At 56.4% G+C, this 23,976-nt stretch carries 19 protein-coding genes; 9 read left to right on the forward strand and 10 right to left on the reverse strand.

Annotated features, from left to right (window positions below; translation table 11 throughout):
• Positions 1-24: 24 nt before the first annotated feature.
• Both FHT73_RS13185 and FHT73_RS13190 read right to left on the reverse strand, forming a co-directional pair.
• Positions 25-1,107, reverse strand: a complete 1,083-nt coding sequence (locus FHT73_RS13185) for a glycosyltransferase family 4 protein (RefSeq protein WP_112603135.1) — start codon at positions 1,105-1,107, stop codon at positions 25-27.
• A 171-nt stretch (positions 1,108-1,278) separates the two neighbouring features.
• Positions 1,279-2,616 carry an NAD(P)/FAD-dependent oxidoreductase gene (locus FHT73_RS13190; protein WP_112603137.1) on the reverse strand — a complete coding sequence of 446 codons (1,338 nt, stop codon included), beginning with the start codon at positions 2,614-2,616 and terminating at the stop codon, positions 1,279-1,281.
• A 305-nt stretch (positions 2,617-2,921) separates the two neighbouring features.
• Here FHT73_RS13190 and FHT73_RS13195 point away from each other — a divergent pair, with 305 nt between their 5' ends.
• Positions 2,922-4,889 (forward strand): hydrolase, encoded by a 1,968-nt coding sequence (locus FHT73_RS13195; RefSeq protein WP_112603139.1) that lies wholly within the window; start codon positions 2,922-2,924, stop codon positions 4,887-4,889.
• A gap of 213 nt (positions 4,890-5,102) precedes the next feature.
• Entirely contained in the window at positions 5,103-6,542 is a 1,440-nt protein-coding gene (locus FHT73_RS13200) for a lipopolysaccharide biosynthesis protein (RefSeq protein ID WP_112603141.1), read from the forward strand.
• Between the two features lie 35 nt (positions 6,543-6,577).
• Here the strand turns inward: FHT73_RS13200 and FHT73_RS13205 are convergent, their stop codons facing one another.
• From FHT73_RS13205 to FHT73_RS13230, 6 genes are all read right to left on the reverse strand, one after another.
• Positions 6,578-7,579, reverse strand: coding sequence for a glycosyltransferase (locus FHT73_RS13205; protein WP_112603143.1), 1,002 nt, complete (start codon positions 7,577-7,579; stop codon positions 6,578-6,580).
• A 65-nt stretch (positions 7,580-7,644) separates the two neighbouring features.
• The gene (locus tag FHT73_RS13210) at positions 7,645-9,363 is read right to left on the reverse strand and encodes a Wzz/FepE/Etk N-terminal domain-containing protein (protein WP_112603145.1); all 1,719 of its coding nucleotides are present in this window, start codon (positions 9,361-9,363) and stop codon (positions 7,645-7,647) included.
• Complete coding sequence (locus tag FHT73_RS13215) at positions 9,360-11,399, reverse strand: glycosyltransferase (protein WP_183712186.1); 2,040 nt, start codon at positions 11,397-11,399, stop codon at positions 9,360-9,362. Before FHT73_RS13215 ends, FHT73_RS13210 begins: the two co-directional genes overlap by 4 nt.
• Positions 11,396-12,799: a hypothetical protein gene (locus tag FHT73_RS13220; RefSeq protein ID WP_112337056.1), complete on the reverse strand. Its 1,404-nt coding sequence runs from the start codon at positions 12,797-12,799 to the stop codon at positions 11,396-11,398. Before FHT73_RS13220 ends, FHT73_RS13215 begins: the two co-directional genes overlap by 4 nt.
• Before the next feature lie 140 nt (positions 12,800-12,939).
• Entirely contained in the window at positions 12,940-13,632 is a 693-nt protein-coding gene (locus tag FHT73_RS13225; RefSeq protein WP_183712188.1) for a class I SAM-dependent methyltransferase, read from the reverse strand.
• 156 nt (positions 13,633-13,788) lie between these two features.
• Positions 13,789-14,502, reverse strand: a complete 714-nt coding sequence (locus tag FHT73_RS13230) for a sugar transferase (RefSeq protein WP_112603151.1) — start codon at positions 14,500-14,502, stop codon at positions 13,789-13,791.
• A 302-nt stretch (positions 14,503-14,804) separates the two neighbouring features.
• Between FHT73_RS13230 and FHT73_RS13235 the strand changes: the two genes are divergently transcribed.
• From FHT73_RS13235 to FHT73_RS13250, 4 genes are all read left to right on the forward strand, one after another.
• Entirely contained in the window at positions 14,805-15,938 is a 1,134-nt protein-coding gene (locus tag FHT73_RS13235; RefSeq protein ID WP_183712190.1) for an IS630 family transposase, read from the forward strand.
• Between the two features lie 52 nt (positions 15,939-15,990).
• On the forward strand, positions 15,991-17,100 hold the full coding sequence (locus FHT73_RS13240; protein ID WP_246698964.1) for a glycosyltransferase: 1,110 nt from the start codon (positions 15,991-15,993) through the stop codon (positions 17,098-17,100).
• A 58-nt stretch (positions 17,101-17,158) separates the two neighbouring features.
• Complete coding sequence (locus FHT73_RS13245) at positions 17,159-18,493, forward strand: polysaccharide biosynthesis/export family protein (RefSeq protein ID WP_246698965.1); 1,335 nt, start codon at positions 17,159-17,161, stop codon at positions 18,491-18,493.
• 271 nt (positions 18,494-18,764) lie between these two features.
• A complete protein-coding gene (locus FHT73_RS13250) occupies positions 18,765-19,145 on the forward strand; it encodes a hypothetical protein (RefSeq protein ID WP_112410785.1) in 381 nt (126 codons plus the stop codon).
• A gap of 56 nt (positions 19,146-19,201) precedes the next feature.
• On the opposite strand, the gene FHT73_RS13255 is transcribed toward FHT73_RS13250, so the two are convergent.
• Positions 19,202-20,035 (reverse strand): FkbM family methyltransferase, encoded by an 834-nt coding sequence (locus tag FHT73_RS13255; RefSeq protein WP_183712192.1) that lies wholly within the window; start codon positions 20,033-20,035, stop codon positions 19,202-19,204.
• Between the two features lie 445 nt (positions 20,036-20,480).
• Positions 20,481-20,957 (reverse strand): ProQ/FINO family protein, encoded by a 477-nt coding sequence (locus tag FHT73_RS13260; RefSeq protein WP_112337051.1) that lies wholly within the window; start codon positions 20,955-20,957, stop codon positions 20,481-20,483.
• A gap of 510 nt (positions 20,958-21,467) precedes the next feature.
• Between FHT73_RS13260 and FHT73_RS13265 the strand changes: the two genes are divergently transcribed.
• From FHT73_RS13265 to FHT73_RS13275, 3 genes are all read left to right on the forward strand, one after another.
• Positions 21,468-21,908, forward strand: coding sequence for a DoxX family protein (locus FHT73_RS13265; RefSeq protein WP_183712193.1), 441 nt, complete (start codon positions 21,468-21,470; stop codon positions 21,906-21,908).
• Positions 21,909-22,113: 205 nt separating this feature from the next.
• The gene (locus FHT73_RS13270; RefSeq protein WP_183712194.1) at positions 22,114-22,815 is read left to right on the forward strand and encodes a GntR family transcriptional regulator; all 702 of its coding nucleotides are present in this window, start codon (positions 22,114-22,116) and stop codon (positions 22,813-22,815) included.
• Positions 22,816-22,940: 125 nt separating this feature from the next.
• On the forward strand, positions 22,941-23,903 hold the full coding sequence (locus tag FHT73_RS13275; protein WP_112337048.1) for a dihydrodipicolinate synthase family protein: 963 nt from the start codon (positions 22,941-22,943) through the stop codon (positions 23,901-23,903).
• Positions 23,904-23,976 lie beyond the last annotated feature (73 nt).

Raw genomic sequence — 23,976 nt, forward strand, 5'->3', positions numbered from 1 at the left:
GCATCGTCCCTGACGGTTCAAGTCCTACGCGGCGACGGCTGCGTTCTTCGAGCCGGCTGCAAGGGCGCTGCCATAGATATCAAGCGTCTCATGGGCGACGCGACTGATCGTCAGGCGGTCGAGATGAACTTGGCTCTTATCCTTCCACTCCTGCATTCGGGCAGGTTCTCCAAGGAGTTCGCTGAGCACGGCGGCCAAAGCGGGCGGATCGTGCGGCGGCACCAGTATTCCCGCCGCCCCATATTCCAGGAGCTGCGGGATCCCGTCCACATTGCTGCCGATAACCGCGCACCCTGCCTCGCGGGCTTCGGAGAGAACCAGCGGTGCCGGATCGGCATGTGACGGCAGCACAAAAATATCCGCCGCCGCCATCCAGGGGAATGGATCCTCTTTCGCTCCCAGAAAAGCGACAGCCGAAGCGCACTCCATCTTTGCCACCATTTCCATGTAGTTGGTCTGGAAGGGCCCTTCTCCGACGATAACAAGTCTGGCCTCGGGATGCTGTTCGTGCGCCAGGCGAAAGGCCTCAAAGAGATCGGGCAGGCCTTTCCTCGGATGTAGGCCGCCGACGAAAAGGATGCTCGGAGATGGCAGATCGACCGGCGTTCTGCTGCGGCCTTCGGAGCGGACCGAGCCGATCGTCCCGTTAAGGACCACACAAAGCTTCGATGACGGTATCCCCCGCCTGAGCATGGAAGCGCGCACGGCCTCGCTGACTGCGATGACGCGGTTTCCAAGGCCCATCAAGATCGCGCTCTTTTCGAATTCATTGTGAACGGTGGTGACGAGCGGAGTGCCCGACAACCTGCAAATCGGCCACGCCAGAACTGCACTTGTCATCATATGGGCATGGACAATATCGGGCTGCCATGCATGGACGTGCTTGCGCAAGGCGAAGGATGATTTCAAAAGATTGACCGGCTTTCGTTGGTGGTCAACCATTACCGTTGCGACATTATTCTTGTGTAGCAGCGGGTCGAAATCACCGCCGCCGCTTGCAATACATACGTCATGTCCCAATTGGGCCTGTGCACATGCCAGATCGACTGCTGCATGGACATGTCCATTCAGCCTGTTCGTGTGATTCAGTATATGCAAGATCCGCATGAATGCACCTTATATAAGTGTGATAAATATAAACACGATATATCGAGGATGCTGACGTAGTATGCTTTAGCTGTCCTGGCATGGCAATGATAAAGCATCGCGTTTATATTAAAGAATTCGCTGCTATCTCGAATGGTATTTCCAATTATACAGGAGTGCTGTTGTCAATGCCTATGGTATTGGCCTTTGCAGTGCTGCTTCTGCTTCCACTGTTGAAGCCCGTGCTGTTGGCTGATAGTTGAAACCACCCTGGCGGCCTAAGGATTCGAGACCGAACGCAAGGAGTTGTTGCATTGCTTGGGCAGCATGGCCAGCAGCACCCTTGCTATAGATGGGATATGCTTCTGCGAGCATGTCGCTGCCTTCCAATTTGAGATCACCCTCAAAAAGGGCGTTGGCGTGAACATGATCCCTGAAGTCGCTCTCGGCGCGTTCTATCGAGCAGCCAATCTGGTTGCCGATGACCTCGACTGTGAAATATTCGCGATCATCGACCCGACCGTAGAAATCGGAGTACATCGTCAGGCGCTTCCACGCGCCTTGATGCGAGAAATTATAGATGATCGGTTGCGAAAAGCCGCGATTGCCGGAAAAGCTGAAATAGAGCGAGATGAGGGTGATCGTCTCAAGCTTCCGGCCGGAATCGAGGCCACACAGTTTTTCGGCCATATGAATGGGTATGGTCGAGATAACGCGATGTGAAGCCACGACCCTGTCTTGCAGTTGCAGGTGGAGCTGATCGTGAACCTTGCGGATCGTCTGCATGTCCGCTGCCAAATCAAATTCCGCGCCACGCTGCTCCAACCGTTCGACTGCAGCCCGGTAGAGGAATTGAAAACCTTCCTTCGGGCGAGCCATCTGCCGGTTTTTCGGTCCTTTGTGACTGCGTCTGAATGCCCGCGCGATCTGATTTTTCAAGGAGGCATGCTCGCTGATCCAGAGCATCCGCTTGCGAGCGAGATCGATGTCTATGCTTTCGACGGCAGCTCCATAGAAACGCTTCATGTAGGATTCCAGGCCGGAGCGATGCAGCAGGCGGCTCCCGATCCAATAGCGGGCAAATTCTTTCGCGTTGCGCATCTTTCGCTGAAAGAGCCGCGCGAAAATGACCGAGGAGAAAATTCGGACTACTTCAGCGACGCCGGCGCTGAAAATGTCATCGCGTACCGAAATCGGATAGGCAGTGATCATTCCCTGAGGGTTCAAGCGCGCCCATGTCGGTTCGATCGGAACATAGAGCGGCAGCAATTCCGGAAAATGGGCAAGCAACGGGGAGTCGTCCTGAAAGATCAGGCTGCCGATATCGAATGTATATCCTCCATGCGACCAGTCGATGTGATTGCCCCCGACATGGCCGTAGGTGTCGACGATCAGGATGCGCTGATAGCCCTGCTTTTGGAGGACCGAGGCGGAGACCAGCCCAGAGATGCCTGCCCCTAGTACTATGGCATCAAATCTCTCTACTTCGGCGATAACATCGTTGGCGGCATAATGACCCGCATCGTTCATGGAAGCGTCCCCTGCTGCGGCTTTTCATGCACTAGATTAAATTTTGCTTATTGAAAGTTTAAGTCGAAAAGTGCTCGGAACTCACTTCATTAATGGTGTATCACAAATCTGTGTAAGTTCTATATGGAACAAAAATTCGAGTGAATACTCAATATATATTGCAATTTTACTTGATATATCCGTATTTGTGTAGTTAGATCATCGGCGGGTCGGCTCGTCTTCTGATGAGCCGCCAGATTTGATTGCGAATAAATTACGACTGTGTCGATTATTACTATTCCGGTGAACGCCGAGGGAGTTATCTCGTGCTGCGGCCAAGCCTCGACGATGTCTACAAGAATCTTGGCGAAATCGACCTGATTTCCACCGATGTATTCGACACACTGATGTTGCGCCGCGGAACGTCGCAGCGTTCGCGCATTGCCGCCGGCGAAACCCGGTTTGCCCGCCTCCTGAAAGAAAAGGGACTGTTTGTCGAGAAGGCTGAACTGGTCAGGTGTCGTCTTCTCGCGCAGAAGTTCGCCTATCGCGCGCTCAACATGGGCGGAGGGGTTGGCGAAGTGCAACTGAGCGACATTATCCGCAGGCAGCTCCAATTGCTTGGCTTGCCGGACGATCTTGTCGGAGAGCGCATCGCCATAGAGCTTTCGGTCGAGAAGACGGCTCTTCGCGCAAACGCCTGGCTTGCTGCCCTGCTGCGGCAGTTTCGCCAGGCGGGAACCCGTATCGTCGCCGTCAGCGATACAGCGCTTTCTGCTGCAGAGCTTACGGTGCTGATCAATCATTTTCATGGCCCAGGCCTGATCGATCGCGTCTATTCGAGCGCTGACGCCCAGGCAAGCAAGCGCTATGGCGCATTGTTCTCCGTCATGCTCGAGAACGAGTCCGTTGCTCCATCTCGCGTCTTGCACATAGGCGATGACGATATCGCCGATTTTCGAATGCCGGACTCGATGGGATTGCGTACACTTCACCTGCCCAAGAGCCGATTGGAACGCTACGCCTCGCGCGTGGACGGAGCAAAAACCGAGGCGATCAGTCGATTGGGGAAGCAGCCTTGGCGGCACGTCCCTGCGCCACCCACGCTAAGCGACAAAGTCTTGTTTGGCCGAGATGTCTTCGGGCCGATCGTTGCAGAATTTTGTCTCTATATCTGGCTCTATGCTGCGCAGGCCAGACTTGGGCATGACACCGCGCTGCTCTTCTGCGCGCGTGGCGGCATCGGCATCCGCGAGGCGTTCGAACGCCTCGTGCAGAAGCTGGGGCTTCCACTCGATCTCAAGCGTGACAATATCCAGATTTCAAGGCTCGTGGCCGCGCGCTCGGCGGTCGTGCTTCGAAGCCCCGCGGTCCTGGATGAGCTTGGACGCGAATTCCAGGGTGGAAGCTTTGCAGATGTCGCTCGCGCCCTGGGCGGGCGTGCCTATGAATTGCCTGATACCTGGCGCCATATATTCGATCCCGCGCGGTTCTTTGCCCTTCTGGATACGGATGCTGGGCGAGACGTTCTTGATGACATTCGCAAACAGAACGCTCTCTTTGCTCGCCACCTGGAACAGATCTCTGCCGGAGCGCAGCGCATCATACTTTGCGATACCGGCTTTTACGGCAGCACGCAGCGCCTGCTGTCTGCGGGGTTTCCTCAACGGCGCTTCGAGACGATCCAGTTTGCCCGGTGCAACTACAAGGGTCTGAGTGAGGATCATTTTCCCAGGGTCGCCGGCCTTGTCGTCGAGCAGAATCTTTATAACCCTTTCAAGCCGGAAACCGTCATTCTACGGTACTGGCAGATCATCGAAAGCCTGTTCGAGCCGGCACTCTCTTCCGTTCGTCATTTCAGTGAGACAGCTGAGGGTGCCGTCGTCTCCAATGCCGGGGATATCCGGTTCGGCGCGGTGGATCCGTCGGCCGGAAATCCGCTTCTGACTGGCGCGCTGCAATATATCGAACAGGTCGAGACGGGAGGTCAGGTCCTGCGGGATGCCGGGAGTGCATGGCTTCGTCTGAAGCAGGCGATCATCAATCCAAGTCCGAGTGATGTGATCGCGCTCGACGTCGGCGCCCGCTCCGTGGATTTCGGCCGGTCCGATCATGTTCAAGTGCTCAATCATTCGCAGAAAGTCGCCCTGGCCGCGAAGCTGATGTCGGTGAAATCCCATCTTTGGCGTGAGGGCGCCATCGCTCGAGATTTCCCCCGCTTCAAGCCGCCGCTGCTTGCAGCGCTGGAAATGGCGCATGTGCTGCGAGGGGTCTCGGCCCGGCTGTATCGCTGAACAACGGAGGCTGCCAAGGATATGTACATGAGTGATATGGCGCATAACGGTTTCTCTAGGAGAGCGACGGATCCCGGATGGGGCACGGGGATCGTTCCGACTCGCAAAGCCTTGGAGCGGTCGTCAGCGATGAGCTGCTTTCGACATCAGGTCTTTGCGTTGCGCCGTCGCAGCCGCGGGCCGGGTCCCAGACAGACGGAGCGCTAGGGTCGCATGCTTGCGTTCAAAGCCTTCAAGGGAGCCGGTTGGCTCGTCGTTTCACGCTTTATCGGCCGCCTCGTCGATTTCTGCACGCTTCTGCTCTTCGCTCGTATCCTGACACCCGCCGATTTCGGTTTGGCGGCGCTGGCGATGTCGCTTGTCGTGGTGGTCGATACGGTGTTGGAAGTGCCCGTCACGCAGGCGATGGTTCGGCTCGATATGGTCGACAAGAGCCACCTCGATACGGGCTTTACGCTGAGTGTGGTAAGAAGCGGCCTGATTGCGCTCATCGTCCTGGCCGCCGCGTGGCCCTTCTCGTGGATCAATCACAATCCGCAACTCACTCCGCTGATTGCCGTTCTGGCGATCGGGCCGATTGCCAGGGGTTTCTGCAGTCCAGCGATGGTACATTTCGTCCGGGAGCTCGGCTTTCGTCAAACCTTTCTTCTGGAGTTCAGCGGGAAACTATGTGCCTTTGTCATTGCGATGATCACGGTCTTTTCGGGAGGCAGCTATTGGGCAATCGCCGCGAATTTCGTCACCAATTCAGTGGCGGCTGTGGTGGTTTCCTATCTTCTTGCACCATATCGGCCGGCGTTTTCGCTGCGGCGTCTCTCGGATTTCGCCGGATTCGTTGGATGGTTTAGTTCCGCACAATTGATTTCAGCGCTCAACTGGCAGTTCGATCGCTTTCTTATCGGCGCGACGACCGATAGCACGACGCTTGGACGCTATGCAATTGCCAGCGATGTCTCGGTCGTTCCAACACAGTCTCTCATCGGTCCCGCATTGCAGCCGGTCATGGCTGCATTCTCGCTCATAACTTCTGATCGGCAGCGAATGCGTCTGGCCTTTCTAAAGGCGGCTCGGTTTGCGATGCTTATTTCGATCCCCGCTTGCATCGGAATATTTCTGACGGCAGACCTCGTCACGGATCTGCTTCTAGGTGAGAAATGGAAAGACGCCGCTCCTTTGCTTAGCCTTCTATCCCTGTCCGTGATCCCAATACCTTATTTTCAGACGCTGTATTCGGTCAGCCTTGCGCTTGATCGCCCGCATGTGCTTTTCAGGTTGAATAGCATCGATTTGTGCCTGCGGGTCATACTGATATCGATCGGCTTCTATCTTTTCTCGATCACGGGCGTCAGTGCTGCAAGGGTGCTTCTTTCGACCATCATGTTCGCGTTCTATCTGGATGAGGTGCGGCGGCAACTGGGGCTTGGAATATGGGCACAGTTGAAGAATCTCTGGAAAATCGGATTTGCTGCCATTGTCATGGTCTTATGGGTCGTAATACTGCGCGACGAATTGTCAGGTCGTGCCTTGAACCATGTTCTCGAGCTTGTCTTCGTGGCTGGAACCGGTGCAGCGGCCTATGTCGGCACGCTGCTGGCGCTTGGCATGCGCTTGATCGCCGGCCAAGGACGGTTTGAATTGGCCGATCGTCGGTGATGCTTCGATTGTGCCACGCGTGAAGGATGCCTTTGTTACATCAACGCCTGTAGGAGTCCGACGGTCGAACGGTTGCCGCCGTTCAGCCGGTAGGCGAGGCCGCGGCGGGCGTTCCGGTTCGGCAATATCATCGTGAGCAGGCAAAATGCCGCAATCGTCCCCTTGGTCTTCAACGGGTATTGCTGGTGTTGGAGTTTTCGCAGCAGAGAAAGGAAGCACTTGATCGGGGGGCGCCTGCCTTCCGCGATCGCCAGATAGAAATTGCGCTCGATATAATAATAGGCCTCTTCCGGTCGAACGAGCGCGTCTGCGCGTCCGGTTCTCTCCAGAATTCGGCGCAAGTGCTCCATCCTCATAACAAATCGGCGCAGCTCTTGGCGCAACGGGGCTGGATCGACTGCGCGTCCTAGTCCGGAAAAATTTTTGCCGTGGATGCGGTAGCGCCCAAGCCTTTGGGGCAGGCTGACGATATCGCCCATGAAAGGGGCGACGAAGAGCGGCAATCCATCGATCGCTGGATCGTAATCCATTTCTCTCAAATATTCGCAGACGTCGCGTCTGAAGACGTTTCCCGATGTCGGAGGGGTAGTATAAACACCCGTATGCAGCACGCTGTCTGCAATCACGTGGCGATCTCGAAATCCTTCGAGGGTCGTGCCGGCGCCGAGAGTGTCTCCGCGATGATCGATCCGTGTCAGAGAGAATTGAAGTTTGGCAACGTCGTCGTCCAATTCCGAGAGGATCGTCGCAAGGGAGCCCGGCGCCAGCTCGTCATCCGCATCCAGAAACAGCACGAAGGGCGCCTGCGTGCGCTCCAGGCCATAAAGGCCGGCCGCCCTCTGACCGCTGTTTTCAATGCGATAGGCTGTAACGCCTTCGCGTTGGATGACATCCCATGATGTATCGGTGGAACCGTCGTCGATGACGATAAGTTCACATTCATCGCAATCCTGCGATACGACGCTGCGGATCGCATTCGCCACATAGGCTTCATAATTCCAGCAGGTAATGATGACGGCAATTCTTGGCGGTTTCATGGGAATTTATCTTATTGAATGGCAGGTGCCTTGAAGCAAGTACTACCGATTTGATTTGACGTGCATCATGCCTTTGCCAGATCGATGACCGTGCCTATGACATTGGCGCCGGCGCGTCGCAGTTGTAGCAAGGTATCGTTGACCTGGTCGGTCGTTGTCCTGCCGGCGCTGGCAATCACCACCACGGCATCGGCGTGGACTGACAATGCGACCGCATCCGACGAGCTGCCGACGGGAGGTAACGCCAGGAGGACGTCGCCTCTGGCCCTTGCGGTCTCCACGATCCGTCCTGCCCTTCTGTCGCGGAAATCGACATAGAGATTTGTCAGTGCATTGGTGGAATGGATCGGAAAACGGGCGATGCCTTGTCCGTCATTGCGTCCGTTGGAGAGCAGTATCTGCTCGGGCCGCATATCGTCGACGAGGGCATCTGCCAGCGATGTCATCAGCAGATCATCCGACTCGCGATTGCTGTGATTGTGCTGGCCCGCCTCATCATAAAAGAGGGTGACATGCCGGCCGCTTCGACTGAGGAATTGCGCCAGACTGACGCCCATCTTCGAGATGCCTTGACCCGGCTCCCATCCGGTAATCGCGATGATCAGTCCTCGCTCGTTTCGAATGGTCGAGCATGCGATCTCGATGGATGTCCTGAGATTGTGAATGGCCATGGCGTACGCGCTGCCTGGCTGATTGATGGCAACCGAGGACTTTCTGCTGTAGGTCCCACGCAAGGTGCTCGCCCGGCCAGCCGGATCCGGAAGGCTTCCGAGACATGGTACCCCCGTATCCCGCGCCAGATCTTTCGCATTGCGAACCTTGCGATCGAAGGCGAGATTGAGAACGATGATCGAGAAGCCGAAGAGCACGCCGAGAATACCTCCCAAAACGGTAATCAAGGTGGCGCGTGGCCCCGATGGACTGAGCGGTACGAGTGCCGCGCCGATAATTCGTGCATCGCCGTCGGGCGTCGGTACGGCAGGCAAGGCTCCCAGCTTCATGGCATCGGTCGCGGCAGCAACCTGGGCTGCCAGCGCGTCGAGGCGCCACTGAAGAACCTCGGTTCCCGCCCGGGCCATTTCGTCCTTGAAGCTCACGGCCTGTAGGATGTAGGCGGAAACGGTAGCGTTCGCGATGCGTGCCGCAAGCGTCGGATTGGACGAGGAATAGCTGATCTCGATAACATAGGATTGACCGACACGGCGCGCGTCCAGATGCTGTGTGAAATTCGAGAAGGCTGCTTGGTACGCATCGCCAGCCGAGCTATTTGCCGGTGTGCCCGACGTGGTATCGGAACGAGGGGCTTTCCCCGTGTTGGGGCTGCTTATGGCAGACCACACGTAGTTTATTGCACCCGTTATGTTGCCGATGACAAACGCACTTATGCTTGGCGGCTGCGGGCCAAGCTCCGGGTTGTTGCCAAGATTAAGGCTGCTGAATACGGCCGAGAGCAGACGCTCGGAACGGATGATTTGAAGCTCGCCGTCGGCCCTGTTGAGGTCGAAATTCTGGGCGTCCTGGCTTGAAGTCAGAGAGAGGTGGCGAGGTTCGAGCAGGACAGTGGCCGTCGCCGTGTAGGTGCGCGGCAATGAATGGGCATAGGCTGCTGCCAGGCCGACGCCAACTGCCGTGCAAAGAATAAGCTTCGTCTTGTGTCGCAGGGCGAGCATGCACAACGATCGCAGGAGCGCGACCGGCCCTTCGCTGGTCTTGTCCGCGGGCAGTTCGTCCAACCGCCAAAGCCGTGACGACCGTTCCAGTAGAGACGGAGCGTTTTGCGTCATCTAGTCCTCACCTCTGACTTGAGTTGTTCTGCCTTGCTTCGCGTCGGCAATTTTGCCGCCCGTTCGGGTTCAAGGCGCCCATAAAGGAGATCCTTGATTGCAATGAGATTGCCTTTTGCGCGCCCCCATCTGTCGACGAAAGGTTCCGGCCAGACGGCGCGCGAGAAGTTCATGGCCATGTTGCAGAAGATGTGATTGGCGACCATCGGGCCCGTCATTGTCCCCTTGCGCAGCATATAGATGGGGTTGATCACCTGCGAATAGCCAAAGCGGTCCCCGCTGACGCGGCCGCTTTTGACACCCATATGCACTCCGAACGCTTCCGCGCATTTAACGAAGCGACCCCCTTGCTTGCCGAGAGCTGCGGCAAAGTCGCGATCCTCCAGCCAGCCATAAAGAACCAGACGTTCGTCGAAGCGTGTTTCACCGATAGCCTCCGCCCGGAAGGCCATGTTGCATCCGTACGGGCTATAGGGCTCTACCCAGGTCCCGTCGCTCGCCGGCGCGGTCTCGACAAGGCGCAATGCTTCCTCAAGGCCGATTCCCGGACCGCCGACGCCATCGGCCAGCACACGGCCGGTGAAGCCCACGATCTGATTATCATCGCGAAACGCCCTTGCCGCCGCCGCAAGCCAGTTCCCGTCTGCCAGGAAATCATCGTCAAAAAAGGCGACGATCTCGCATTCCTCGGGGATGTTCAACAGCGCGGTATTTCGTTGCTTCGTCAACCCCCCGGGGCCTGTTACGACTGTCACGTCGGGATGACCGATGAGATTACCGGCATCGGCGGCATCGATACAGGAGACGATGACCGTTTTGGGTTTTAGCGTCTGTGTGGCCAGCAGGTGGCGCACGGTCGCGTTTACGGTCGCCGGCCGTCCTCGCGTCGCGACGATCACCGCGATATGGGGAGTTCCGATTCCGGAAGGCTTATAGGTTTTTGGCCGCGCGATGGGCTGCGCCAGCAGCTCCATATAGCCGGCAGCCGTTTGCGACCAGGAGAAATTCTTGATCTGGTCGTATCCTCGTCCCATCAGATCGATGCGCAATCCCGGAGATTCCTTCAGCGTTCTGATTTGTCGAACCCATGCCGCCGGGTCGGTCGGCGAGGCAAGCAGAGCAGCGTCGCCGCAGACTTCCGGTATGCTTGCACAGTAAGAGGCAACGACAGGGCAGCCACGCGCCATCGCCTCCACGATCGGCAGACCGAAGCCTTCCGTTAGGGATGGAAAGGCAAGGCAAAGCGCTCTTTCGAGCAGGTAAGCCAAGTCGTGATCCGAAACACGTCCTATCATATGGACGTTCGGCCGTTCCTTGAGTGCGCCCGGGACGAAAATTCCTGCATCGCCACCGGCAATGACGATATCGATACCTATCTCGTCGAGCCCCGGTGCGGCGTCGACGAGTAGTGCAAGGTTCTTGTGTCGCGCCTTGGATCCGAGTGCCAGGATGAACTGACGATCGCATCGCTCGAAAGTTTCGGCGACGAAGCTCGGCGCAATCTGCGCAAGCGCCGGATCCCAGCCAAAGGCATGTTCGTGACCGTTGGGAAGAACGGCGATGTCTTCGATCCGGATCGGCAGATGCCTAGTGATCTGGCGCGCCGCCGCATGCGACACGGTCACGATGCGAGCCGAGCGCTTTACGAGAAGCGGTTGAAGCGTCTGATAGACGATCCGGAAAGCCCGGCTATAGCTATCCGGCGTGGTGAAGACATTGGCGTCGTGGATGCATACGATCTGATCCGCCTTGGTCGCCGGCGCCGTGTTACAGAGATTGAGAAGGCGGCCATGCCATTGTGCCGGCAAGGTGATCTGTTCCCACGGATGGCCGGAAAGCGCTCCGGATTGCATTAGCGGCATATGACTGAACCCCGGATCCGTTGTCCCGGAAGGGGCAATGATCGCCGCCCGTTCATCGGCGGCGGCAAGCGCCGTGTTGAGCGCGCGCACCACATTCGATGCGTAACGCTGTACGCCCGTTGGATTCTGACCGAGGAAGCGGCCGTTGACCGCAAAAAGGGCGCCAGCGCTCATATGGTGACTACTCCTATAGGGCGACCGGTGCGTGTATGTTGTCTGCTGCGTTCCGGTAGGGCCGACGCCAGTCCGGCAAGCATGCAGAAGAATAGGCCCTGATCGATGACGGGGCTGACGAGCATATCGCCGACAAGGAGGCCGAAGCAGCCGTTGCAGGCCGCCAGCCGCGCATCCGCGGTAAGGCTGCCCGGGGTTCCACGCTTCCTGATCAATGCTCCGAAGGCGAAAAGCAGATAGAAAACCGTACCGGCGATGCCGACATTTGCAAGAAGGGCAAGGGCAAAGCTGGAGGTGCGAGCAGTGCCGAGACCGACGCCTACGCCCATGGTGTCGACGACATTCTGGATTGCGGCCATGTTCCAGGAGCCCCGCTCAACGGCGGAGTCGGACGTGGATTTGCCGAGTGCGATGATGTCGATGTAATTATATACCGTCTTCGACACCTCAGGATCTATCGCGATCAGTAGCGCCGCCGCGGTCGCAATCGTCGGTATGAATACGATCGCCAGGGTACTGAAGCGGCGGGCATTCTTATGCCCTCCGACGGCAATTGCCGTCAGGTAAAGGATCAAACCCATCACGGGTGCGCCGACAAGGCCGGTTGAAGATGTCGACATCACAACCAGGATAAGCGACGTTACGGCGACAAAACCAGTGAGATAAGGACGGCGGCCACAGAGCCAGAGCGTGCCGGTGAAGGCAAAGACACCGAGGGTTGAGCGTGCAAAGGAAGAGGCTTCTGTAAATGATCCAACGATGCGTTTGACGCCGGCAATCTGATCGTCGGTATGGAGAACATACTGGGCATTTCGTATGAAGGCGAGCATGCCTTGTGTGCCCGTGGAATAGGTGGCGACGTCAAGAAATGCAAAGGCAGTGTTGGCAACGGCATAGGCAAGAAGCCCGGTCAAGACCGCATTAAAGCCGCGCCAATTGGAGGCAATCGCAACCGTCAACGCGTAGCAAAGAAGATTGCCAACCATGTAGACGCTTTGCGTAAGATTGCTCGAAACAGGAACAAGTGGAACTGTCGATCGGCTATCGTCAAATATTGTCGTGCCGAGGGGTACGATCTGGGTGACGCCCGACAGAATCCGCGGCGAAAAGTATGCGCTCAGCACGCCATAAAAGACAAGGAGGGCAAACCAGAAGCCAGGTTCGCCGAATTTCAACGCGTGGAGAAATTCGCGTGTTGCACGTTCCCGCGTCATGACACCCAATAGCAGGAAGCCGAGCATAACATGGCCGGGCTGAATATTGGCGGCTCCGACGAACATTGCCGCTGCCGATCCGAATACAGCCGCCACCCCCAGGGCTATGACGGTTGCACTATCGCCGAGGAAGAGGCAGAAGAGCCCGCATAGAATGGCAGCGATACCGATCGGCTCGATACTCATGGCAGAGCCTCGCGGCGACGAGATCGACGCTGGACAGCGTTGCGGTTCGGGGCGCCCCCCGAGGCGGAGACGTCGGGGCGAAGCTGCAAATCTGCCCCATCGCAGGCGCCGGCATGGGTTTGCGCTGATGCCATGGATGACTACTCTGCAAGAACGAGGAGAGAGTAGCCGCCAAGGATTCGCACTGCCAAATCCGGATGAATCGAATAAAGCAGCCTGCGCGGCAGCCGCATCAATGTACTGCTGAAAGCCTGATTGGGTAATTCCAGGCGGCTTGCAGTATACGCATAGTCGATAACGGAGTAGCCGCAGCCCCGCAGGGTAGCAAGCGCCGTATCCTTGAAGAAATAATGTAGATGCCCGACATTATCGCGCAAATTCGCGATCGGCCAAGCACGCAGGACCGACTGCACGGAAAGGTCGAGCGGGATATGGAAGATCTTGTAGCGACCGCAAGAGCGCAGTCCCTTGATGAAGGAAATATAGTCTTCGACATGCTCGATCACGTCGGCAATGACGACGACGTCAAAAGTACTATCCTTCTCTTCAAGTATATCGCCCAGTTGAAAGGAAACGCGGCTGGTTTCCTTCGTCTTTGCTCTTTGATAGGCGTGGGGGGAAATCTCATAGCCGGTAAAATGTGCCTTTGGAAAGGAGCGCGACAGATTTAGGAGGATTTCACCCGTACCGCAGCCGACTTCGCAAAGTGTATCGAAGTTCAGCCGATTTTTGCGAATAATCGCTTCGATCTGATGTGCTTTCCACGGGGAATCCTCCTCGTGCCACGTTGGGTTCAGTTCGGCATATTGGTCGGTGAGATAAATATCGTGCAAAGCTAACCCTTCCCTGCCAGGAGTTTATACCTCCTGTCGACTGCCGCGGAGGTTCTGGAAATCTATACTGGGTCGTTTGGTAGCTGCAGCTTACGAAAATGGAAGCTTACGCAGCTCGTATGCAATCGCATGTAATATGCATCCGAGGCAGCCTGATCAGTAGCTGCCCCGAGACGACAAGACGGCCGGAATGGTCTTGACCATGATCACGACGTCGCCCCATAGGCTCTGTTCAGCAATATAGCGCACATCAAGTGCGATGCGCGTATCATAGCTGGTGTCGCTACGGCCGCTGACCTGCCAAAGGCCTGTCAGGCCGGGCCTGACACGGATATAGTCGGCAAAATGTGCCCCATACAACTCGGCTTCACTTGCGACGATCGGCCGTGGCCCGACAAGGCTCATTTCTCCCCGTATCACGTTGAAAAGCTGGGGAATTTCATCGATGCTGTTTTTGCGCAGCAGCCTGCCGAATTGCGTGACGCGCGGGTCGTCCTTGAGCTTGCGCGTCGCGTTCCACTCGGCCCTGAGGGCAGGATTGGCATCAAGATGCTGGGCTAAAACTTCCTCGCCATTTTTGACCATCGTTCTGAATTTGAGGCAGGGAAACAGGACCCCATTTTTGCCAACGCGTCGATGCGAATGGAAGATCGGTCGCCCCTGCGTTACCAAAAGAATAGCCACGACCATGACAATCATTGGCGCCAATACAACCAATGCTATCCCGGCCAGGGTGGCATCAACGCAACGCTTGGTCGTGCTGGAGGTTGGAGTTCTGTTGTTTGCCCGACGAATGGACGTGCCGCTGCTGCGACGCGTTCCCAGATCGCCCAGTGTATCGAGCTCACGTCTAACGTTAATTTCCCTCATCAGCTTGCCCCGCATTCGGAAGAAACAAAGAAATGTCGTCAGCAATGTTTAGAAAGGCGCTGTCCCGCGCCGAGATCGAATGTAGTTTGAGATTAACAAATAATAAATAATTTGACAATGTCTTTGTTGCTCTGCAATATATGTGCGTTATTTCCGATAAATTCGAGTTATTACACAACTTATTTTTGTATATCTTAATATATGCGGCGGTTATCGTCTCTATATATATTTGGTTGTGTGAATGGTGACCGGAACATAAGTTCGAGTTATTTAATGAGTACTTGTTGGCAGGGAGCTTAGCGATGGCAAATGCGACCGGACGGCCCACAGAGCCCTTGGTTTTGAGTAAGGAAGAGCGAGATTATCTGGAGCTGCAAGTGCATCGGCGTCGGGCGGCAGCGCGCTCTATGGCCGAACGATGCCAGATCATCCTTTACTGCGCAGATGGCATGACCAGCAAGGCCGTGGCGGCGAAGCTTGGAATCCATGAAAACACCGTCGGCAAGTGGCGGCGGCGCTTCTTGAAAAATCGTACAGACGGGCTTCTCGATCAGGAGCGGCCGGGTCGGCCGCGCACGATCGATGACGAACAGATTGCGGCCATTATTGAGCGCACTCTTCAATCCACGCCCGACGCTACCCATTGGTCGATCCGTTCGATGGCGGCGGCGACCGGATTTTCGCATACGACAATTCGGCGCATATGGGCGGCTTTCGGTCTTCAGCCTCATCGCATGCAGACATTCAAGCTCTCAACTGATCCGCTTTTCATCGATAAGGTCATTGATATTCTTGGACTTTACATGTCTCCGCCCAATCGCGCGCTGGTGTTGGGTGTCAACGAGCGCGGCCTTCTTCAGAAGCTTGACGACGAGCGATCCGTGGGGTCGTCAAACCGCTCGGGGGGCGAAGGTCAGGCCCATCCCGCACCTTGGCAAGGGACCGTCTCGCTGGTCGGCGCCCTCGATATTGTTTGCGGTTTTGTAATCGATAGATATCACAAGCAGCATGGCGCCGGCGAGTTTCTGGAATTTCTCAAACAGATTGATGCGGGCGCCCGGCCCGAGATCGATATTCACATCATTTTGGACAATAGCGAGGTGCATAAAAACTCATTGGTTCAGTCCTGGCTGATGCATCGCCCCCGCTATCACCTGCATTTCACACCTACACCGGTTTTCTGGTTGCGTCAGGTCGAGAGCTGGTTCGGGGAAATGAGCCGCAGGCGGTCACCGCCTGGCGCTCAGACATCAGCGAGCCAGTTGGAAGCTGATATGCGGGCTTTCATCGAGCGTCATAGTGAAAGCATAAGCCCGTATAAATGGCTGAATTCCGATACGGCTCAGCCTTCCCGGCACACGCTACGGCAGAAAAGTGCAACGGATGTCAAAGCGCGAAGCCTGAATATGTCGGAGCGGCTGAATAAATCAGTATAACTCCAGACTATACATTGAATATAGTTTAACTGTTCGGTTCATGGGGTACTTCATGCGTGTCGCAATCATACATTACTGGTTGGTTGGAATGCGTGGGGGGGAAAAGGTTCTGGAGGCCCTCTGCCGGATGTACCCCGGTGCCGATATCTTTACGCATGTCTACGATCCCTCGGTCATCTCCGACGTCATCAAGAAACATCGTGTATATACGACCTTCATAGATCGGCTTCCCTATGCGAAGCGGATGTACAAGAGATATCTCCCGTTGATGCCCATGGCGCTCGAGCAGGTGAATCTGAATGAATATGATCTTGTTATCAGCAGCGAATCCGGGCCGGCCAAGGGAATAATACCCAATTCGACGGCTCTGCATGTGTGTTATTGCCATTCACCGATGAGGTATATCTGGAACATGTATAATAGCTATTATGATAGTTCCGGCCTCATGACCCGCCTGATGATGCCGCCGCTCGCGCATTATCTAAGAACATGGGACGTGGCGACCGCCAATCGCGTCGATGATTTTGCTGCAAATTCGCTCACCGTTGCGCGGCGTATCAAGAGCTACTACCGGCGAGATGCCGAAATCATTCACCCGCCGGTCGATACCTCTGCATTTCATCCTGTGCCCCGGTCGGAAGTCGGCGATCATTATCTAATGGTCGGCGAACTCGTCAGCTATAAGCGACCCGACCTTGCCGTAGAGGCATTCAACCGAATGAAGGCGAAGCTTGTCGTCATCGGCGGCGGCGAAATGCTGGAACGATTGCAGAAAATGGCGGGGCCCACGGTAACGATGATGGGGCCGCAGCCGTTTCGGGTTCTGCAAGAGCAATATGCGCGCTGCAGGGCGTTGGTTTTCCCGGGTGAAGAGGATTTTGGGATCGTGCCGGTCGAAGCAATGGCGAGCGGTCGGCCGGTTATTGCGTTCAATCGCGGAGGGGCAACCGAAACGGTCGTTGCCGGAAAGACGGGGATCTTTTTCGAGACCCAGACCGTCGATGCATTGATCGAGGCAGTCGAGCATCTCGAGCGTATGGATCTTCGTCCGGGTGACGCCGTCGCGCGTGCCGCGGAATTCAGAACGGAAATCTTCATGAGAAGATTTGCGTCCTTCGTCAACAGATCGACCGGCGGGCAGCCTAAGGTCGTTCATGGCTAAGTATTGTCGGAGGGCGGCACCAATGAGGCGCCTTCACCCTCGAATAGGAGTGGAAGCCATGGAGCTGAATAAGTCGGTGGCCGGGGAAATTAATCGGCGTTTTGTGTATCGGTTGCCTATTCTGGCTGCGGTCGGCATGGCTTTCGTGCTGGGGATGTCGAGCGCTCGTGCGGATGACTATATTCTCGGCCCGCAGGACAAGTTGCGCATACGCGTATATGAATGGCGCCCGATGGCCGGCTCCGCTGTCGAATGGGAGCCGCTGACCGGCGAATTTGTCATATCGGCATCGGGTAACCTGTCGCTGCCTATCATCGGGACCGTACCGGCAGCCGGCATGACTTCCGAGCAGGTCGCCGAGAGCATCGGCGAGCGGTTGAAGACGCAGGTCGGCATGCAAAAGCGTCCCAACGCCTCGGTGGAGGTGGCGCAATACCGGCCATTCTTCCTGACCGGTCTGGTGGCCAAGCCCGGGCGTTATGATTACAGTCCCGGCCTTACGGTCATTCAAGCCCTCAGCATGGCCGGAGGGACATTCGGTGTCACTGACCCGACGCTTGTCGGTCTGCAGCGAGACGCCGTGGTCGCCCGGGGTGATCTGCGCTCTTTGGATGTCGAGCGGCTCAGCCTTCTGGCGCGGCAGGCGCGTCTGGACGCCGTCATCGACAACAAGCCCTCGATCAGCTTTCCCCCGGAGTTGATGCAGCGTGCAGACGATCCGCTTATCGCCCGCATGATGGACGAAGAGCAGGATTTGTTCGATACGCGACAGCGCTCCTTGCGCACCGAGACCGATGCGCTGAACCAGGCAAAGCTTCTCGCCAGCAATCAGATCGAAGCTCTCACCTCGAAGGCCGCTTCGCTTGCAAAGCAGATAGAACTCGCCAACAAGGATGTCGGAACGGTCAACAAGCTGATCTCCCAGGGGTTGACCGTGTCATCGCGCGAGCTTAACGCCAATCAGAACCTGGCCCAGCTCGAAAGCCAGAATCTTGACGTGGCACTTGCCAATCTCAAGGCACGGCAGGACATCGCGAAGGCGGATGGCGATATTGCCGATGTCAGCAATCGCTATCGTACGCAGGCATTGACCGAGGCGGCAGATGTGCGCGATCGCCTCGCAGCCAACAGGGAGAAGTCAGCAACGACCCAAGCTCTTCTCGACAATATTCAAGCGCGTGCCCCCGCGGCTGCGGCAAGTCTGGCAAGCGAGGATCCGCGGCGCACGCTCAAGACCACGATAGATCGTATCGTCGACGGCAGCTTACATAGCATGCCTGCGAGCGACAATGACCCGGTCGCGCCCGGCGATGTCATTCGCGTCGAAGATGAAAAGCCGCAGGCGCTGACTCAAACGACAGACAATGGGTTAGGCCCGGCATTGTCTCCGTGATGACAAGACGGTTCCGTAGATTCGGGCAAATCCAAAAGGCCTGCAAGCAGAGGATGCTTTTAGAGCGGCTTTCGCATTTTGCGCGTATCGATCGCAGCCAATAATCATCTCAGAGTAGTAATTTCACCCTCATCGTCAGTCTTTCTCTGAAAATTGGGCGTATAACCGCATAAGCTGGAAATATTCGACTTGTCCCAGAGGCACAGATCACGGATACTATGAACAGGTATTATTTTTGATCGAAGATGAACTACTCGGAGCTGGACGTTTGATGGCTTGGGGTCTCATTGTCTCTTTCGTAGTCGGGGCTTTATGTGCCCTAAGAGTACCAATTCTGCTTTTTACGATCATCGTGCTCATTGTGATGGTCGGCTACGCACTTTCCAATATCGGCTCTGGTAGCTCTGCACTCGACATCTTAGCATGGTCTTTCATTCTGGCTGCCGTGCTCGAGGCTGGGTATATTTTCCCGCGGATGTTACTTTACGTCATCTATGTAAAAGTGCTCGGACGAGATATCGGCAGGTCGAACTCGAGGAACGGGTCGGACCTCTTCACCAACAATCTCTTTCAAGCCCATTCGGATGCAAGGCTTTCTGCGAAAGCTGAGCGCGGAGGTGTCGACAAAGCTCGCCCCGGGATGCCGGACTGAAAGAAAAGCCGTGCGATGGTCTGTGCCTTTGTTTTGCAAGGAAGGCCGTGCGTCGCTCAGGATTCAGGCGCTATAATTTGGGGCGTTTCTCCGCTTCTGAGTGTCCGCGAAACATACCAGCCGTCCCATTGCGAGAACTGCGGAAATACGCGCCTGTATCCCTTGCCCTCAAGGAGCATCTGGATCGCCGTTTCGGTCTTGGGATTATTCTCCACGGAAATAAGCTGAAATTCACGGCTGAAACTATAGGCAGAAAGTATGTCCAGCTCACTGCCTTCCGTATCTATCGAAAAGTAGTCGATGACGGTCGGCGCATTGTAGGTATCAAGCAGGTCGTCCAGCGATATGGTCTCTACCTCGATCTGTCTCCCCTGACTGCGAACGCCGGAAAAATGATCTCCCTGAGAAAAATCTGCAATGGAGCTCAATTCCGGGTCAGTTTCATCCGTAACGATGAACTTGACTGTTGCGCCGGAACTCGATGATACGCATCGATGCTCGATGGAGGCGGATCTGTTGGCCGCCAGATCGGAATGCCAGATCGGGTTCGGCTCGGCGAGGATCCCATTCCAGCCGAACTTCTTTTCAAGGAGCCAGCTGTTGCTATTCTTCAAGCCATTGGTCGAGCCGAATTCCACGAAAAATCCGTTTCTTTTCTCTGCCAGCTCGAAACAGACCCAGAGATCCTGCATGATCTGCGCGTGCGACCAGCTTCGCCTGGCCATGCAATAGCTGAGGAACCTGGCATTGTCGTCCAGTATGATGTCGGCTACTTCCGCTCTGTTCAGGCGAATGGCGTTGAAAATAGCTTTTTGCAGAGTTTTATTCTTATGAAACCTGCCAACAGCAGATGATAATCCAGACAACATGAATTTCTTGGCGTCAAACATCTTGGCAATCCAAATATTCTGCAAGGCTAAGTTAGCGCATTATCCGCTCTTAACCAATCGATATTCCTAGTCTTGGGTCCGGTTGTATCGTTTGCCAGGCGATCCGAAGCGGAAGGCGATCATGCATAGACATCATCGGGAGGCAATGCGCATGCTCATCGAGGCCTCGCGTCGAGCTCCGCGACGGTGCATTTCAGCTTCAGATGGCCGGGATCCGTCACGTCGAGTTTGTCCCATGGCACGATGTGACCGCTCTTCAAACCCAAAGGGGCGCGAATAGCCAGGGGAATCATTCGGCTCTGTCGAGCAGGCGAGATTTGGCAAATGTTATCTCGAATGGCGGCCGTGTAGCGAATACAGCGCACCACCCTCACGGAAGAACGAACGGCGCTTCCGTTGCGGTCTCTCGGCAATAAAATGAGAAAATATAGGAGGCGCGCCTCAGTCAGCGAGCGGCGCGGTCGGATCGTCTGCCCAGCAGGGAGGCTCGAATGAGTTCTGCTTTGTTGACTACCGGCGGCGGAGGCGGCTCTTCGCGCTGAGCTGCCGCCTTGGCGTGTGTTTGACGCAGCGCGATCAGGCGCTGCTGCGCGGCAAGCCTGTCCTCTGCCGAAAGCGGCTCGACGGGATTGCCGGCGAGATCGTGCCGCATGGAGTCCAATTGAGCGCAGGCATGATAGTATCGCTTGGAATGCAGAAACGCGCTGGTGGCGCGACGAAGCGACATGACTGGCACATCGGGCTTCAAAAGCGGACGGAATTCATTCCAGAGACCCAGCGCAAAGGGACGAATTGGATCACCGGCCTTGACGGGCAGAATGCCAATGGGGTGAAGCAGGAGCGTGTTGATCGCAGCCGCCTTCTTGATGTCGAGCTCCGTCGCCACGATCGGCTCGCGATTGGTCGTCCAGGGTTCTTCCATCAAATCGTTCCTCTGCGTGCAATTCCATTACGGTTTGATTGTGAAATGATTTTGACGGGACGGCAACGAAATCCGCCGCCGCTTGTTCGCCCTCACGCCAAGCCGACGTCCATATATGAGGTGCGTTGTTCTGCAGCAAGTTTGGTTAACGAGATTTTCATAGTTGGCTGGCTAGTTTTTGCGGCGCCGCGATAGGTAGCGCGTACGCGGCGCATCCTCTCTCAATCTCGAATTCGTAACAAGCGGTCCCGCGAAAATGTCGCAGACTCTGAGCCTGGGGTGACTCTTGCCGCATAGGCGGCGAAGAGGGTCAATCTTTGCAGGCTCGTCTCTGCAAGGTTCAATCCTGGCTTGCAGCGGAATGCAGGGCGCTAAGCTGACGAAAACGGCTTCGATCAGTTTCTTTATCCGCAGGCGGTTGCACCATCAAAATAATTTTCTTCCGCTTGTCGGAATCGCCTTCTGTCGGTCGTCCTTGGAGCATCAACCGCTTCAATCTGGAGGAATATCGTGGAAAATGCTCAATCAATTTGGCAGATTGCCGCCATTCTCGCCGCTCGCCTGATCTTCGCTGTCGTCTTCTTGATGGCTGTCTCGTTCAAATTCATGGATATGGGCGCGACCGCCGGCTATATCGCCGCCGCCGGTTTCCCGTTTCCATTGTTCCTGGCGTGGTGTGCTGCGATCCTTGAAGTGCTGCTCGTCATTGCCTTCTTGACCGGTGCCTTGTTTACCCCGGCGGCACTCGTTGCAGCCGTTTATGTCATCTTCCTCGGATTCTCGTTCCACGGTCCGGCACGCTGGGCCGGCAACCAAGCCGAATTCGGCTTCTTCGTGGACCATTTCGTTTTCCTGGCAGGGCTGCTCTTTGCGGCCGTGCACGGACCAGGGAGCGTTCTCACAATAAAGTGGGCACTCTGGCCGGCCAAATATGACGCAGCTTCATCATAATTTGAAGGCTGCAGGACTATTTGCCCTTTTGACCATAGATCGTGATGCGTCGGCGCCGGAAGAGGTGGTCCGTGAAGACCGCAGCTTGCGGTGCCACTGAATACGTACGAAGCCGAGTCTCGATTTTTGTGAAGGCTCGCAAGCGCCGTTGATTTACCTGGCATGCCCCTTTACTTCTCTCGCTGAAAGAAGAGGTCAGTCAGCCATGGATCATGAAACAAGCCTCCGAAACGAGCGCAAGCGCGGCTCTGGCGTGAAGGTTGTCTACGATATCTTGCGCGACGAGATTCTGGATCTGGAGCTGCTGCCGGGCAGCCCCATCGACGAGGTGCAGCTTTCCGAACGTTTCGGCATGTCGCGCACGCCGATCCGTGAAGCCTTGGTGCGGCTGGCGGGCGAGGGGCTGATCGATACGCTGCCCAATCGCTCGACCATGGTGTCGCAGATCGACTTCCTCAACATGCACAGCTATTTCGATGCGCTGGTGCTGATGTATCGGGTCACGACGCAGCTCGCGGCGAAATATCACCGTCCGGAGGATCTGGAAGCCGTGAGGGCTCTCCAGATTGAATTCGCCAATGCCGTCGAAGCGCAGGATGCGCTTGCCATGATCTCGACCAATGCCGCGCTGCATCTTGCGATCGCAGAGGCCGGCCGCAATCCCTATTTCACCAGCCTCTTCTTGCGTTTGCTGAACGAGGGTCGGCGCCTCCTGCGCCTCTATTATCAATCTTATAATGATCAGCTGCCGCGCCGTTTCGTCGAGGAGCACGATGAAATCATAGCCGCGATCGAGGCGCGGAATACCGAACTTGCCGAGCGTCTGGCGCGCGAACATGCCGAACAGATCGTCAGCCAGATCCAGAAACTGCTGATGCGCGAGGAGCGTCTCGACGTCAGTCTTTAGCCTGCATATTTCTTGTCGACAAATTAAATACAAGGCTGTATGAATGCTGCACAGACGGTGAGGCGTGGCGGCGAATGCGGCTGGGTGCCGATCCACTCGAGCCGAAGCCACAAGAGGATAGACAGATGACCGCAAGCATTTTCTCCGGCGTAATCCCTGCCTTGATGACCCCGTGCAAGGCCGATCGCAGCCCCGATTTCGATGCGCTCGTGCGCAAGGGTAAGCAGCTCATTGCCGAGGGCATGTCGGCTGTTGTCTATTGCGGCTCCATGGGCGATTGGCCGCTGCTGACCGATGCGCAGCGCATGGAAGGGGTAGAACGGCTGGCCCAGGCAGGCGTACCTGTCGTCGTCGGCACCGGTGCCGTGAATACCGCTTCAGCCGTTGCCCATGCTGCGCACGCTCAGAAGGTCGGCGCCAAGGGCCTGATGGTGATCCCTCGCGTGCTGTCGCGCGGCTCGGTGATCGCCGCCCAGAAGGCACATTTCAAGGCGATTCTCTCGGCGGCCCCCGATCTCCCGGCTGTGATCTATAACAGCCCCTATTATGGCTTTGCCACGCGTGCCGATCTGTTCTTTGCGCTACGTGCCGAGCATCCGAACCTCGTGGGCTTCAAGGAATTCGGCGGCCCGGCCGATATGCGCTATGCCGCCGAGAACATTACCAGCCGCGACGATGACGTATCGCTCATGATCGGCGTCGATACGGCGGTCTTCCACGGCTTCGTCAATTGCGGCGCGACCGGCGCAATCACCGGCATCGGCAACGTGCTGCCCAAGGAAGTCATCCATCTCTGCAACCTTGCCCAGGCCGCCGCCAAGGGTGACGTCGACGCACGCCAGCGCGCGCTCGAGCTGGAGCAGGCGCTTGCCGTCCTGTCTTCTTTCGACGAAGGACCGGATCTGGTTCTCTTTTTCAAGTACATGATGGTGCTGAAGGGCGACAAGGAATACGAGCTTCATTTCAATGAAAGCGATGTCTTGAACGAGAGCCAGCGCGGCTATGTCGAGACGCAGTTCAAGCTGTTCAACAGCTGGTACGCCGAGTGGAGCAGTCTTCCCGGCGCCGTGGAAAAGTATAAGGCCTAAGCTGTTACGGTCAGCTTAGGCTCGATATGCGAGAGGCCCCGAGGGGCCTCTTTCTTACTTTGGCCTTCACATG

The sequence above is a fragment of the Rhizobium sp. BK098 genome (assembly GCF_014193155.1).
In the GTDB taxonomy this organism is placed as follows: Bacteria; Pseudomonadota; Alphaproteobacteria; order Rhizobiales; family Rhizobiaceae; genus Rhizobium.

What these genes read in the sequence shown, in the direction of transcription:
- FHT73_RS13250 (WP_112410785.1), top strand. Translation starts at nt 18,765, where the DNA reads ATGGCTTGGGGTCTCATTGTCTCTTTCGTAGTCGGGGCTTTATGTGCC.
- FHT73_RS13190 (WP_112603137.1), bottom strand. Translation starts at nt 2,616, where the DNA reads ATGAACGATGCGGGTCATTATGCCGCCAACGATGTTATCGCCGAAGTA.
- FHT73_RS13205 (WP_112603143.1), bottom strand. Translation starts at nt 7,579, where the DNA reads ATGAAACCGCCAAGAATTGCCGTCATCATTACCTGCTGGAATTATGAA.
- FHT73_RS13200 (WP_112603141.1), top strand. Translation starts at nt 5,103, where the DNA reads ATGCTTGCGTTCAAAGCCTTCAAGGGAGCCGGTTGGCTCGTCGTTTCA.
- FHT73_RS13210 (WP_112603145.1), bottom strand. Translation starts at nt 9,363, where the DNA reads ATGACGCAAAACGCTCCGTCTCTACTGGAACGGTCGTCACGGCTTTGG.
- FHT73_RS13270 (WP_183712194.1), top strand. Translation starts at nt 22,114, where the DNA reads ATGGATCATGAAACAAGCCTCCGAAACGAGCGCAAGCGCGGCTCTGGC.
- FHT73_RS13245 (WP_246698965.1), top strand. Translation starts at nt 17,159, where the DNA reads ATGGAGCTGAATAAGTCGGTGGCCGGGGAAATTAATCGGCGTTTTGTG.
- FHT73_RS13230 (WP_112603151.1), bottom strand. Translation starts at nt 14,502, where the DNA reads ATGAGGGAAATTAACGTTAGACGTGAGCTCGATACACTGGGCGATCTG.
- FHT73_RS13215 (WP_183712186.1), bottom strand. Translation starts at nt 11,399, where the DNA reads ATGAGCGCTGGCGCCCTTTTTGCGGTCAACGGCCGCTTCCTCGGTCAG.
- FHT73_RS13240 (WP_246698964.1), top strand. Translation starts at nt 15,991, where the DNA reads ATGCGTGTCGCAATCATACATTACTGGTTGGTTGGAATGCGTGGGGGG.
- FHT73_RS13235 (WP_183712190.1), top strand. Translation starts at nt 14,805, where the DNA reads ATGGCAAATGCGACCGGACGGCCCACAGAGCCCTTGGTTTTGAGTAAG.
- FHT73_RS13275 (WP_112337048.1), top strand. Translation starts at nt 22,941, where the DNA reads ATGACCGCAAGCATTTTCTCCGGCGTAATCCCTGCCTTGATGACCCCG.
- FHT73_RS13220 (WP_112337056.1), bottom strand. Translation starts at nt 12,799, where the DNA reads ATGAGTATCGAGCCGATCGGTATCGCTGCCATTCTATGCGGGCTCTTC.
- FHT73_RS13255 (WP_183712192.1), bottom strand. Translation starts at nt 20,035, where the DNA reads ATGTTTGACGCCAAGAAATTCATGTTGTCTGGATTATCATCTGCTGTT.
- FHT73_RS13185 (WP_112603135.1), bottom strand. Translation starts at nt 1,107, where the DNA reads ATGCGGATCTTGCATATACTGAATCACACGAACAGGCTGAATGGACAT.
- FHT73_RS13260 (WP_112337051.1), bottom strand. Translation starts at nt 20,957, where the DNA reads ATGGAAGAACCCTGGACGACCAATCGCGAGCCGATCGTGGCGACGGAG.